The 12,804-nt window shown below is 66.9% G+C and carries 13 protein-coding genes; 2 read left to right on the top strand and 11 right to left on the bottom strand.

What is annotated here, in order from left to right:
• Nucleotides 1–96 precede the first annotated feature (96 nt).
• From ASC81_RS12340 to ASC81_RS12330, 3 genes are read right to left on the bottom strand one after another with little or no spacing between them, the layout of a single operon-like run.
• Entirely contained in the window at nucleotides 97–516 is a 420-nt protein-coding gene (locus ASC81_RS12340) for a biopolymer transporter ExbD (RefSeq protein ID WP_056267207.1), read from the bottom strand.
• Between the two features lie 19 nt (nucleotides 517–535).
• Nucleotides 536–1,294 carry a MotA/TolQ/ExbB proton channel family protein gene (locus ASC81_RS12335; RefSeq protein WP_056267205.1) on the bottom strand — a complete coding sequence of 253 codons (759 nt, stop codon included), beginning with the start codon at nucleotides 1,292–1,294 and terminating at the stop codon, nucleotides 536–538.
• A 19-nt stretch (nucleotides 1,295–1,313) separates the two neighbouring features.
• Entirely contained in the window at nucleotides 1,314–2,051 is a 738-nt protein-coding gene (locus ASC81_RS12330; protein ID WP_156392032.1) for an energy transducer TonB, read from the bottom strand.
• A gap of 128 nt (nucleotides 2,052–2,179) precedes the next feature.
• On the opposite strand from ASC81_RS12330, the gene ASC81_RS12325 reads away from it, so the two are divergent.
• Nucleotides 2,180–2,533, top strand: coding sequence for a phage holin family protein (locus ASC81_RS12325; protein WP_056267571.1), 354 nt, complete (start codon nucleotides 2,180–2,182; stop codon nucleotides 2,531–2,533).
• A gap of 63 nt (nucleotides 2,534–2,596) precedes the next feature.
• Here ASC81_RS12325 and ASC81_RS12320 read toward each other — a convergent pair whose 3' ends face one another.
• A complete protein-coding gene (locus tag ASC81_RS12320; protein ID WP_056267202.1) occupies nucleotides 2,597–4,201 on the bottom strand; it encodes a M48 family metalloprotease in 1,605 nt (534 codons plus the stop codon).
• A 74-nt stretch (nucleotides 4,202–4,275) separates the two neighbouring features.
• On the opposite strand from ASC81_RS12320, the gene moaC reads away from it, so the two are divergent.
• Nucleotides 4,276–4,776, top strand: a complete 501-nt coding sequence (gene moaC / locus ASC81_RS12315; RefSeq protein WP_056267199.1) for a cyclic pyranopterin monophosphate synthase MoaC — start codon at nucleotides 4,276–4,278, stop codon at nucleotides 4,774–4,776.
• Here the strand turns inward: moaC and ASC81_RS12310 are convergent.
• The 7 genes from ASC81_RS12310 to ASC81_RS12280 form a co-directional block, all read right to left on the bottom strand.
• Nucleotides 4,768–6,468 carry a PglL family O-oligosaccharyltransferase gene (locus tag ASC81_RS12310; protein WP_082536462.1) on the bottom strand — a complete coding sequence of 567 codons (1,701 nt, stop codon included), beginning with the start codon at nucleotides 6,466–6,468 and terminating at the stop codon, nucleotides 4,768–4,770. The genes moaC and ASC81_RS12310 overlap by 9 nt on opposite strands.
• Nucleotides 6,469–6,493: 25 nt before the next feature.
• On the bottom strand, nucleotides 6,494–8,059 hold the full coding sequence (locus tag ASC81_RS12305; RefSeq protein ID WP_056267195.1) for an NAD(P)/FAD-dependent oxidoreductase: 1,566 nt from the start codon (nucleotides 8,057–8,059) through the stop codon (nucleotides 6,494–6,496).
• A complete protein-coding gene (locus ASC81_RS12300) occupies nucleotides 8,056–8,442 on the bottom strand; it encodes a GtrA family protein (protein WP_056267193.1) in 387 nt (128 codons plus the stop codon). The genes ASC81_RS12305 and ASC81_RS12300 overlap by 4 nt, the downstream gene beginning before the upstream one ends.
• Before the next feature lie 20 nt (nucleotides 8,443–8,462).
• On the bottom strand, nucleotides 8,463–10,367 hold the full coding sequence (locus tag ASC81_RS12295; protein WP_056267190.1) for a hypothetical protein: 1,905 nt from the start codon (nucleotides 10,365–10,367) through the stop codon (nucleotides 8,463–8,465).
• A gap of 63 nt (nucleotides 10,368–10,430) precedes the next feature.
• Nucleotides 10,431–10,889, bottom strand: coding sequence for a prepilin-type N-terminal cleavage/methylation domain-containing protein (locus ASC81_RS27870; RefSeq protein ID WP_056267187.1), 459 nt, complete (start codon nucleotides 10,887–10,889; stop codon nucleotides 10,431–10,433).
• 237 nt (nucleotides 10,890–11,126) lie between these two features.
• Nucleotides 11,127–11,912 (bottom strand): MBL fold metallo-hydrolase, encoded by a 786-nt coding sequence (locus tag ASC81_RS12285; RefSeq protein ID WP_056267184.1) that lies wholly within the window; start codon nucleotides 11,910–11,912, stop codon nucleotides 11,127–11,129.
• Between the two features lie 209 nt (nucleotides 11,913–12,121).
• Complete coding sequence (locus tag ASC81_RS12280; protein ID WP_056267181.1) at nucleotides 12,122–12,775, bottom strand: FHA domain-containing protein; 654 nt, start codon at nucleotides 12,773–12,775, stop codon at nucleotides 12,122–12,124.
• Nucleotides 12,776–12,804 lie beyond the last annotated feature (29 nt).

Genomic DNA, 12,804 nt, shown 5'->3' with positions numbered 1-12,804 from the left:
GTGGGTGGACGGCGACATGGCGCTGCCCTTGCGGCCTGGCGATGGCTTGGCCGTCTTGTTGGCGAAAGAAACGGAAAACTGCTGCGGCGACGGCGCTCAGGGGCGCTCGGGCTCGCTGACGAAGCCGACCCGCGTCAGGCCGGCCTTGCTGGCATCGGCCAGGGTCTCGGCGACGGCGCGGTAGGCGACGTTCTGGTCGGCGCGCAGGTGGATCTCGGGCTGCTGTGGCTTGAGACCCTCGGCCTTGAATCGCGTCACGGCTTCGGCGCGCGTCAGCGGCTCGCCGTTCCAGAAGCGCTGGCCGGCCGCGTCGATGCCGAACTCGATCTTGTCGGGCTTGAGCTCGTTGACCTGCGAGCTGACCTTGGGCAGGTCCAGCTTGACGGCATTGGTCAGCAGCGGCGCGGTGACGATGAAGATCACCAGCAGCACCAGCATCACATCGATGAGCGGGACCATGTTGATCTCGGCCATCGGGGCGCTGGCGCGCTTGCTGTCGAAGGAGGCGAAGGCCATGGCGTGCAGTCCTTCGGATTCAGGCCGCGGCCGTCGATTTCAGCGGGCGCACGTTGCCGGTGGCGCCAGCGCCCGGCGCCTCGCCCAGCGTCAGGAAGCTGTGCAGCTCGTAGGCGAAGGCGTCGAGGCGCGCGCTCAGCACGCGGTTGCTGCGCGTGAAGGCGTTGTAGGCCATGACGGCGGGGATGGCCACGGCCAGGCCGATGCCGGTCATGATCAGCGCCTCGCCCACCGGGCCGGCCACCTTGTCCAGCGTGCCGGCGCCGCTCATGCCGATGGCCAGCAGCGCGTGGTAGACGCCCCAGACCGTGCCGAACAGACCGACGAAGGGCGCGGTGGCGCCGATGGTCGCCAGCGTCGTCAGGCCGGATTCGAGGCGCGTGGTTTCCTCGTCGAGCACCTTCTTGATGGTGCGCGTGATGAAGTCGTTGGCGGTGCCGGCCTCGGCCAGCTTGGCCGAGCCGTAACGGGCATGGTGGGCCTGGGCGTGCATGGCGTGCGCGCTGAGGTGCGAGAACGGGTCGTGGGCGCCGTGGGTGTTGAGCTCGGCCTGCACGGCGTCCAGCGAACGCGCGTTCCAGAAGAAGTCCAGGAAGCTCGTCGCGCGCTTGTTGCGCAGGAACTGCGCCACGCCCTTGGCGACGATGAGGCCCCAGGAGGCGATGGACATGACGACGAGCACGCCGAGCAGGAACTTGCCGACGGCGTCGGACTGGGCGATGAAGTGGCCGAAGCCAGGGGCCGGCGTGGCGGCGATGACGGAAGCGGTGGCGTCCATGGGGTACTCGGTTAGCGTTTCAAAGGTCGTAGGCCAGCGGGGCCAGGGTTTGCCATTCGACGGGCCGGCCGTCTTCCATCTGCGGCACGAAGCGGGCGGTGCGGATGTCCTTCAGTGCCGCCTGGTCGATGCGCTCGAAGCCCGAGGACTTGTGCACCCAGGCCTCCTTGAGCCGCCCGTGGGCGTCCACGGTGATGCGCAGCACGACGGTGCCGTGCTCGCGGGCGCGCTTGGCCAGCAGCGGGAAATCCAGCGTCGGCTCCTTCACGTAGCGCACCGCGCTGGGCGCCACCTGCTTGATGACCTGGGCCAGCGGCTGGGCGACCGGCGCGGGCGGTGCCGGCGGCGCGGGCGCGACGACGACCGGCTGCGGCAGGACCGGCTCGGGCGCCGGCACGACGAAGGCCGGTGGCGCAGGCGAGGGGGTGGGCGCGGCGGCAATGAGGGGTGCGGGTGCCGGGGCGGTCGACCTGGGCTGGGGCCTGGGCGGCGGCGGCGCAGGCTTGGGGGCCTCTGCGGGCGCGATCATGTCGACCATCAGCACCGGCGCGGCCTCGATGACGGCCGTGCGGACAGCGTCGATCTGCATCAGCGCCCAGCCGCCTACCAGGTGGGCGGCCACTACGCCGCCAATCAGCGCTCGGCGACCCTGAGGGCCCAACTCGTCACCACGCGCCGGCGGCAGACGCAGCTGGGCCGCGGCGGCAGCCGGTGCGGGCGGCGGGGGTTCGACAAAGACGGGGGAGGCAGTGGTCACGCCTGACAGCAAAGTTGGTGGAGCGAGGACGGGCGCCATGGCGCAACCGAAGGCATCTTAACATTGAATGAGAATGATTCCTATTGTGAATCGCGTTTCACCACACGGGCCCTTGTATGCTGGGCATCATGAAGACATTCACTCGTTGGCTGCTGCTGGCTGGCGCACTGCTGCTAGTCGCCCACCTTTATCCCGGCGTCGTGGTGACCAGCTTCACCTCCGCGCTGATTGCTGCGTTGGTGCTGGGCCTGCTGAACACGCTGTTGCGGCCCATCCTTGTGCTGCTGACGCTGCCGGTGACGGTGGTGACGCTGGGGCTGTTCCTCTTCATCATCAACGCGCTGATGTTCTGGGCCGCGGCGTCGCTGCTGCCTGGCCTGGCCGTGACCGGCTTCTGGGCCGCGCTGATCGGCTCTTTGATCTACAGCCTGTGCGGCATGGTCATCGACGTCGTCGTCGAGCGCATTTTTCCGTCCGACTGATCCCTTGCAGTCGCGGGCGGAGCGCCGGCGCGCGTGCAGCGCGGCCGGACTGGGCGAGGGGCTTCAGTTCGGCAGCTCGGCGTCCGGCGGGATGTAGCGCCCGCGGAACATCTCGCCCAGCAGAGACTGGCGCTCGTAGACCAGCGTGCGCAGGCGCGCATCGATGACCGAGGCCTCGACCTGGTCGGCGTCGGCCCCGCGCGACTGGCGCAGCCCGGAGCGCAGGCGGTCGATGGCCCCGTTGAGGTCGCCGGCGGCGGCACGTGTTTCCGCCTGGGCGCGCACCGCGCGCAGCGGGTGGCCCAGCTTTTCCCAGACCAGCGCAAGCTGCGACCAGGCCAGTGCGTCGTTCGGCGTCAGGCTGACATGGGTTTGCAGGGCGTCTGCTGCTTCACGCAGCACCGGCCCGCTCGTTGCTGCGGGGCCCGCCGCCAGCGCCAGGCCGACGCGCTGCAGCAGCATTGGCCGCGAGCGCTCGCCTGGCAGCCGGTCCAGCGCCGTATTGCCGTCGGCGGCGCGGCCGCGCGCCTGGGCCAGCTCGGCGCGCAGGAAGGTCAGCAGGCGGGTGGCCGAGGCGGTCTCGACCGGGCTGGGGCCGATCAGTTCCAGCGTCAGCTCGGCACTGCGCAGCGAGGCCTCGGCGCGGTCGAAATTGCGCAGCTTGATGGACGCGAGCGCGGCGGCATAGCGGGCGCCGAGCTGCTCGAAGCCGCCGCTTTCCTTGATGTTGCGCGCGCCGGCGTCGTAGTTCTCCAGCACTTTCCAGGCGTCCACGCGCGGGTCCATCAGTGCGCGTGCGCGCGCGGCCATCAGCGCATGCTCGGCCAGGCCACGGGGGCGCATGAAGGGCTCCAGCGCGAGGCGGGTGCGGGCGTCGCCTATGCGCTCGCTCGTCAACGGGTGCGAGCGCAGATAGGGGAAGGCGCCCGAGTCCATCAGGTGATAGGCCTGCTCCATGCGCTCGAACATGCCCACCATGCCGCTGCCCGCGAAGCCGGCTTCGACCAGCACGTTGAAGCCGACGCGATCGGCCTCCCGCTCCATGTCGCGCGAGAAATTCAGCGACAACTGCGTGGCCGCCGCCTGCCCGCCGACGATGCCTGCTTGCGCCAGGTCGGCATTGCCGCGCGAGGCGGCCAGGATCCCCAGCAGCAGGCCCGCCACCGCTACCCAGCTGTTGCGCGAATCGCCCGCGATGCGGCGCGCGATATGGCGCTGGGTCACGTGCGAGATTTCATGCGCGATCACCGAGGCCAGCTCGTCGCGGGACACCGTCATCGCAATCAGGCCGAGGTGGGTGCCGACAAAACCGCCCGGCAGCGCGAAGGCATTGACGCTCTTGTCCTCGACCAGGAAGTGCTCCCACGCAAAGCGCGCCTGCGTCTCGTCGCCGATGTGCCCGAGCTTGCGCGCAGCCGTCACCAGAGGGTTCCAGATGCCGTCCATGTATTCCTGCAGCAACGGGTCGTGCAGGTAGGCCGGGTCGATACGGATCTGGCGCATGTAGCGGTCGCCGATCTGGCGCTCGGTGCCGACATCAAGGTCTTGCGAGACCGAGTCGCCCAGCGCAGGCAGGTTGACCTGGGCATTCAGCGGGCCCCCGGGCAAGGCCAGGCTGGCGGCTGCGAGCAGGGTGAGCAGGGGGCGGGTGGCGAACGACTTCTTCATCAGGCAAAGGCTCCGGCCAGCGCGGGCTGGCTGTCTATGATGCCTGCAACTCGGTTTCCTTTTTGTTTCCAGGCATGACGTCCCCGCTGACCCACTTCGACGCCCAGGGCCAGGCCCACATGGTGGACGTGTCGGCCAAGGCCGAGACGCACCGCGTTGCCGTGGCCGCAGGCGAGATCCGGATGCTGCCCGCGACCTTCGCGTTGATCACCGGCGGTACCGCCAAGAAGGGCGACGTCCTCGGCGTGGCGCGCATCGCGGCCATCCAGGGCGCCAAGCGCTGCGCCGACCTCGTGCCGCTGTGCCATCCGCTGCCGATCACGCGCGTCAAGGTCGAGTTCGAACTGGACGACGTCGCCAACCGCGTGCTGTGCCGTGCCCAGGTCGAGACGCTGGGCCGCACCGGTGTCGAGATGGAGGCCTTGTGCGCCGTCCAGGTCGGCCTGCTGACCATCTACGACATGTGCAAGGCGGCCGACCGCGGCATGGTCATTGGCAATGTGCGTGTGCTCGAAAAGCAGGGCGGCAAGAGCGGTGAGTGGCGGGCCGCCGAGGCACCGCCGCCTTCAGCGTAGCCTGCGCCAGTCAACCACGGCCGACGCCGGCTCGCATTGCGGCATGGGCGCCGAGGCGGCATCGCTGCAGGACGCGAACCAGTTGTCGCCGGTCGGGTTGCGGAACTCTCGCAGCCGGTCGGCCAGGTGGCGCGCGCCTTCCACGTCGCCCGTTGTCTCCAGCGAGCGCGACCAGTGCATCAGCAACCGCGCGTCGACCAGGTTGAAGGCGGTGCGGCGCGCGGCGGCCAGGGCCAACGGGCCGGGCGAGAGGCTGGTGGCTGCCGCGTAGTCAGCCTGGTGGCTGAAGAACACCGAGCGCTGGCCCGAAGCGATGCGCTTGCCCAGCGGCACGGCGTCCGCGCTGGGCGCGTAGATCGCGACGATGCGTTGGTAGTCCCACAGCGCGAAGACGCTGCCCGCGAGCAGCAGCCCGCCCATCACTTGCCATGGCGCTGCAGAAGCGGGCACAGCGGGCGTGTCGGCCGGCAATGCCAGGCCGAGCGCAAAGCAGGCAGGCAACAGGAAGTACGCATACCAGAGCGGGTACTCCAGCAGGCTGTGCAGCGCGATGGTCAGCACCAGCATCAGGGCCATGCGGCGCAATGGCGCGTCGTCGGTGGCGCGCACGGCGCCGCGCCAGGCCTTCCAGAGTGCCCAGGTGAGCAGGCCGAGCGCCGCGCCGGCCCAGGGCAGTCCCAATTCGACGGCCAGCTGCGCCGGCAGGTTGTGCGTGTGGTCGAAGAACGCAATGGGCCGCGCCGGGAATGGGGTCAGGCTCCAGGCGAAATTGAACTCGCCCCAACCGACGCCAAGCCAGGGATTGGCCAGCGTCAACGCCCAGGCGTCGCGCAGGATGGCCAGCCGCGACGGCGAGCCAGCGCCCTCGGACAACCGTGATGCCGCACCGAAGGCATGGCCGCTTTCGGCGGACCACAGCGAGATCAGCCACCAGCTGACGCCCAGCATCAGCGGCGTGGCGAGCAGGCTCAGGCGCGCATTGCGGGAGAGCTTGCGATCAACGAGGCCCCAGGCGGCCAGCATCCCGATGCCGATGAAGCCGGTGCGGGAGGCGCTCAACACGACGGTGAAGACGCAGGCGAACACCAATGGCTGCAGCATCACGCGCCAGCCGCGCTTCTCGCAGATGAAGACGGCAGCGACCGCAGCCCACATCATCAAGCTGGCCAGATGGTTGGGCTGACGCAAATTGCCAACCGCGCGTCCGGGGATGCCGGAGCGCGCGATGACGTCGCCATCCGCCCAGCCAGGCGCAAAAACCTGCACGAGGCTGATGACGATGCTTGCCATGCCCGCGATGAGCAGGCCCCAGCACAGCGCCTCGGCGGCGCGGCTGCGCATCTCCTTGGACAGGCCCTGGGCGACGAGCAGCACCGCGAGGCCCGCGCCGAGGATCGCGGTGGCGCTCAGCCCCAGCGACGCCGGCAATGCACGCCAGACGACAGAGCACATTGGCGCCGCCAGCAGCAGCGCCAGCCCGATCGCCGCAGGACTTCTCAGGCCAGCGCGCCAACCGGGCGTGAGCCGCGCCCACAGCAGCAATGCGACCCCCCAGCCGGCCAGAGCCAGGAGCTGGTTGTAGAGAGTGGCGGCCGGGGTCTGGTTGAAGGCCAGCAGCGGTGGCAGGGCGGCGGCGAGGATGAGGCCGAAGGGGGCGGCCTGCTGGGAGGAATCGGGCGTCACAGGAGACATGGGCGCGGATGATGGCATGGGCGCTTCAGGTCTTCGCTGCAGTTTCCTCGTGGTAGTCGTCGTCGATGTTGACGGCCCAGATCGCGTCGCGGCTTGCACCGCCCTTGATGATGGCCTGTGCGGCCAGGCGCGCGGACAGCATGGAGTGGTCCTGGTTGTTGTAGCGGTGCATGCCGTTGCGACCACACAGGTAGAGGTTGTCCAGGCCGTCGAGCCAGGCGCGCAGCTCGTCAAAGCGCTGGAAGGCGGCGCCGAAATAGCCTGGGTAGGCCTTAGGCTGGCGCAGCACGGTCGCGTCGAGAAGTTCTGCCTCGTCGGCGAGGCCGAGTTGCTGCATTTCGCGCACGGCCAGCGCCTTCAGCGCGTCTTCGCTCATGGCCCACAGCGAGTCGTCGTCGCGTGCAAAGAACTCCAGGCCGAGCCAGACAGTGTCCGGGTCGGCGACCATGTAGGGGCTCCAGTTGTTGAAGACCTGCACGCGGCCGACCTTGACGCCAGGCTCCTGGATGTAGATCCAGTTGTCTTTAACGTGGCGCGCCTTGCCCGACACCTTGTGCGACATGCGGCGGTAGAGCAGGCCCACGGTGATGAAGTCCCGGTACTCCAAGCCCGAGGCGATCGACAGGGCGGGCGCATCCGGTGCAGGACGGAGTGCCTGCGCAAGTTCGCGGATCGGCATGGTCGAGACGATCGCGTTGGCGTCGAAGCTCTGGCGCTGGCCTTCGGCATCGCGTGCGACGACACGTTCGACCCGGTTCTCGCGCCGGTGAATCTCGTCCACGGTCCAGCCCCGCAGCAAACGTCCCCCACGCCGCTCGAACTCGGCGGCGGCCGCCTCCCACATCTGGCCGGGGCCGAACTTGGGGTAGAGGAAGCTTTCGATCAGCGAAGTGTGCTGACTGTCGTTCTTGCCGGTGACGATCTTCTTCAGTGCCTGCTTCGCGGCGCTGCCAATGGACAGGCTCTTGATGCGCTGGGCACCCCAGTCTGCACTGATGTCGCGGCATGGCACGCCCCAGACCTTTTCGGTGTAGTCCTTGAAGAACTGACGATAGAGCTGGCGGCCGAAGCGGTTGATGAAGAAGTCTTCGAGCGTGTTTTCTGGCTGGATCGGGTTGGCGGCCGCGGCCATGTAGCTGCCGGCGAAGTGCATGCAGCGGGCCAGTCCCATCTTGCGCACCAAGTCCATGCCAGGTTTGAGCGGATAGTCGAAGAACTGCCCACCGAAATAAATGCGCGACTGGCGGCTGCGGACCAGCATGACCGCATCGTCGGTTTCGCTGGCAGTCGCCTCGTGGCGGCCAAGCAGACGTCGTTGGCCCTGGTAGGCGAGCTGCGTATCGCCCTGGCCGCCGGTCGGCTTGGCGACAGGTAGCACGTCGCGCCACCAATCCATGACCCAGTCTGACTTGGAAAAAAAGCGATGCCCGCCGATGTCGATGCGGTTGCCCTTGTAGTTGACCGTCTTGGAGATACCGCCGATCGCGTCGGTGGCCTCCAGGATCGTGACCTGCGGATAGCCGGCGCGCAGCAGCTCCAGGCCAGCGGTGAGGCCGGCGGGACCGGCGCCGATGATGAGAGTGGGCGTCATCGTGCCGGAAGCAGTGCTGCCGGGCGCAGGGAGAACAGCAAGCCTTTGCGCAACAGGAAATTGAACGCGAACGTCGCGCCTGCCGTGGCGAGCTTGGCTGCAGGAGGAGCGAAGTGGAGTTTTCCGACCAGCCACCACAGCAAGGCCTCGGTCAACAGCAGTCCAGCGACGCCGACCACCGCGAAGATCGCAAATTCCATGCGACGGTCGGCCAGTCGGTGATGCGTAAACACGTAGCGCGCGCTGATCGCATAGATAGACAACAACCCGACCGCAAAACCGATTGCGGCCGCGAGGGCGAGGTCCGCGCCCAGGCGAAGGCTGCAGGTGAACACGATCATGTCCAGAGCCAACGCGATCCCGCTGGCGGCGGCATAGAGCATGAATTCCCGTTGGGGGAGCGTTAGCGCTGAGGTTGCAGGGCGACGAATTGACGGCATGAATGCAGCGAGTAGGCCAAGGGTGGGTCGCGATGGGTTGGCGGTTGCCACGTCGCCAGCGGCGTGCGTGCGTGATGTTGCGGAAGGACCAAGAAATCCGGTGGGTCCCACGCACTGCACAGTGCTGCGAGCCGCTGCTGCACTGATGGGGCGTCACAAGAAGCCAGTAACTCCCGGTCTCTGAGACGCATGGCATCGCTGCGGCAGTTCGCGGCATCCTCGTTGATGTTGCGGTGCTGATCGCGCCTCGCACCAAACGCCATTGCGGTATTTCGGTTAAACAGCATGCCGGAGCCTTGTTGCGGCGCGAAGTGGCTGGTGCGCTCGAGCAGGCCCCACACCGGCAAGAGCTGGCCGGGCCAGTAAACGGTGGCTCGCGGCGGAAGGTGGCCAGCAAACGGATGTGATGCACCCGATGGTGACTCTACGGCGCGTGCCAAGTCAGGGCGCTGGTCCCACGCGGCGGCAGCCACTGTGAACAGAGCGGCGCTCGACAGGGCTGCGAACCCCAAGGCTGTGCGTCCGCGCTGGACCAGCAGCCACAGAGCGGCAAAACATGACATGGCCACCGTTGGGAACGACAGCACCAGCATTGCGGACGCGTTTGCTCCTGCTGCTGGGTTTTGCCAAGCCTGTAGCGCCAGCACGTCTCGAAGACGCGCCCAGGAGACAGCCGCGATGCAAAGCAGGATGCACCCGCAGATAAGCCAGCGCGTCGACGCCGATACCTTGCGAACGCGCCAGGCGAGCAGCGACGTGAAAAGCAGCAACGCCGTCGTGGCAGGGCCGTGCTGACCGCCGACATGAATATTGAGCATCGCCAACGCCAGGGCGCAAGCGCTGGTGGGCCAAAGTCCGCCCAGACGCCAGAGCTGCATCACCAACCAGGGCAAGGTCGCAACCGCAAGCAGGTGAGCAATCCAATGGGCGCGCCATAGCTGCAACTGAGTGACCAGCACGAGCTGAAGGCCGTCGGCCAGCACGACGGCAACAGCGAAAAGTGCCAGGTTCGTGATCACGACGGCATGGAGCAGTCGAGTCAATCCGGCGCTGGGGCGCAGTTTGGCAACGACCAGCAGGACTGCCAGATCAAGACCCACGGTCAGCCAGTCCAGCAGCGACCAGTTCTGCAACAGCACCTGCGCATTGACGGTGCCGATCAATGACCACCAGTAGGGGTCGTAGCGCTTCAGCAAGCCATCCCAGGGTGGCAGCCCGGCTGCGCCTGCCAACATCGCCAACGGAACGATGCATAGCGCCCACCACCAGCGCCGGTCCTTCTGTGCGAGATAGCAGCCGGTAACCAGCACGACGGGCAGCGCCATCAGCGGGTGGAACAGCGTTGCCGCGCCCTGCAGGCCAGCCACCCTGGCCAAGCGGCCGCTCAAAAGCGCCACAAGGCTCCACAACAACAGCGGTTCAGCGACGGTGCGGGCCGTCAGAAATGGCTCGCCGTATCCGAACACCCAGCCGCCGCCGTAGATCGGCGAAACGACGCCATACGCCAGCAAGCCCCAAAGGGCCGCCGGCTGCCACCGCTGCTCCAAGGGTTTCAACAGTGTCAGGAGCGCGCCCGCCATGAGGGTCCAGCTGAGCAACACGCCCACCACATGGGTGGCGTACTTGCCCAAGGCCGAGTACAGCGGTGCAACAACGTGGGCGTAGACCGAATAGCGGTCCTGCGAACCGCTGGCGAAAAACATGTCTTCCGATAACGCCGGTACCTCTGAATGCCGGAGCACCTGCCCGAAGTAGAGGATGCCGTCGTGCCACAGGCCGCGATAGGGTTGTGCCGCCAGCATCCAGCCAAGGACGGCGAGCAAAACGATGGTTTGACGTCGCCGAAGCAAACCCCACATGGTCGACATTTGATGCAATAAGAAGAAAAGGGGCCCGCAGGCCCCTTTGTCATGCGGCGAACCGCTGTTTGATCAGGAATTGTTCTTGGCCAGGGCCGTGATCACTGCTGCGGGCAGGTTGCCAGTGCCGACGGTCTCCCACTTCAGGCGGGAGTCGTCCATCGTCGGTGTGATGGTGATAGTGCCAGTTCCGCCCGAATTACCCATGGCACCGGTCGGAATGGTTGCGACGATCACGCCGTTTGCATTCACCACGGCGGCACTGATCAAAGGCGTAGCCGTGAACGCCGGGATGCCCGAAGTCGCAGCGGCGGCAGTCGTGCAATTCGTCAGCGCACCTTGCTCCTGCGCGCAGATGGCGACAGCCTTCTTCAGCGAATCGATGCTCGCAATTGCTGAAGCAGCCTTCGACTTGGATGTGTAGTCCCGGTACTGCGGAATCGCCACAGCGGCCAGGATGCCGATGATGGCCACGACGATCATCAGTTCGATCAGGGTGAAGCCTTGTTGGGCGCGTGCTTTCAGGTTCATGTGATTACTCCAGCGAAGTGAGTGGTGGGAGGGCAGACCCCTTGAATGCAGGGGTCGTGCCAGCTTTTCGAGGCCCCTTTGCCGTGCGAAACCGCACGGATCCACGGCGGAAAGGCCGCTGGACTGACAAAAAACGTCATCTCGAACTGACGCGTTGTGTCACCCGGCCGCGGCCAGCCGAGAAACGTCAGACGAAAAAAAGGCGCCTCGCGGGCGCCTTCTGCCGAGCCGCAACGCTCAGAGTTGCATCTCTTGCCCTGCCAGCAGCGCGCTGATGCGGTGTGGGCTGCTCAGCGCCTGCACGCCTTGCATCACGGCGTCGGCCTCGCCGGGCTTGATATGGGTGATGCGGACGTCGACGCTGCCGGCCAGCTGCGCCAGCTCCTTGCCGAGGTCAGCGGGGCAAAGATGACGGCTGACGTGCGCGAGTTCGGCCTCGTCGTCACTGAAGGCGGTTTCGATGACGAGGTGCGACAGGCGAAGCTCGGCCAGACGCTTCCACAGCGCCGGGTTGGGGCCGGTGTCGCCGGTGAACACCCAGTGCGCATGTTGCGCCGCAGCGCCGCCGTCGACGGCAAAGCCAACCGCCGGGACGGTGTGGACGGCGGACAGCACTTCGATGACTCGGCCGCCGATTTCCAGTCGCTCGCCGATCTGGAAGGCGTGCAGCGACAGCACCGGCGCTTCGCGCGTGGGCAGGGCCGTGAAATCGGGCCAGATGACGCCGTTGAAGATGTGGCGGCGCAGTGCGTCCAGCGTCTCGGGCAGGGCATGGACCTGGATGGGCGGGCGGCCGGCAGCGGCACGCAGGCGCAGCACGGCGTCGGCCAGCAGCGGGATGCCCAGCACATGGTCGAGGTGCGAGTGGCTGAGCAGGATGTGGTCGATGGCGGCCAGTGCATCCAGCGGCAGGTCTCCCACGCCCGTGCCGGCGTCGATGAGGACATCGTCGTCGAGCAGGAAGGCTGTGGTCTTGTAGCCGGCAGCAATGGCGCCGGAGCAGCCCAGGACGCGGATGTTCATGCGATGCGTGGCTCGGTGTCGTGGCCTCGCTTCAGGCGAGGTGGAGCCAAGAATGTACGCACCCGCCCCGGAGGTCGGACGGTCGGATTACCGAGTTGGGGGTGTCGCTATCGTGAGGAAGTCACGCAGCCGCCGAGGCCGGCTGATCGGGCCGGCAACGGCTCCTGATCGGCCGTCCACGCGGCCAAAAACCGGCGCGGCGCGGGCAATCAGCCCTGAATGAATTGCATCTGCGTGCCGGCAAGTTCGATCAGGTCGCCGGTGCGCAATGCAATCGATTCACCCGTCAGCGGGATGCCGTTGACACTGGGGCGCTGGCCGCCCTCGACGTGGGCAAAGACGTAGCCGGTGGGGCGCTTGGTGATGGAGGCCACCTGCACGCCGGGCTTGCCGAGCGTGGTGACGACCTTGGTCAGCGCCACTTCGCGGCCCGCAGCGGCGCCCGTCAACACCTTGATGGAAGCCGGCCCGATGGGCGCCGTGGTGCCCAGTGAGCCAAACGAGGAGGTGAGCCCCAGATTCGGCGGCGCGCCGGCGCCGGGCTTGAGGATCATCGTCTTCTCGTAGTCCCCACCGTCGTTCAGCAGGAACTTGATCTTGTACTTGCCGATCTCGACCGTGTCGTTGTCTGCCAGCAGCTGCTTCTTGATGGCCTTGCCATTGATGTAGGTGCCGTTGGTGGAATTGAGGTCCTCAATGAAGACATCGGCACCGACCATCTGCAGGACAGCGTGCTCACCGCTGACGGCAAGGTTGTCGATGACGATGTCGTTGTACGGCCGCCGACCCAGCGTGGTCTTGTCCTTGGTGATCTGTACCTCCTTGATCACCACGCCGTCGAGCGAGACCACCAATTTGCCCATGTAAGACCTCAAGTTCTGTTGTACGTGCC

Origin of the sequence: Pelomonas sp. Root405 (assembly GCF_001425165.1) — a bacterium.
In the GTDB taxonomy this organism is placed as follows: Bacteria; Pseudomonadota; Gammaproteobacteria; order Burkholderiales; family Burkholderiaceae_C; genus Pelomonas.
Note: the sequence above shows the minus strand (reverse complement) of the source record. Positions and strands in the feature narration are given on the sequence as shown.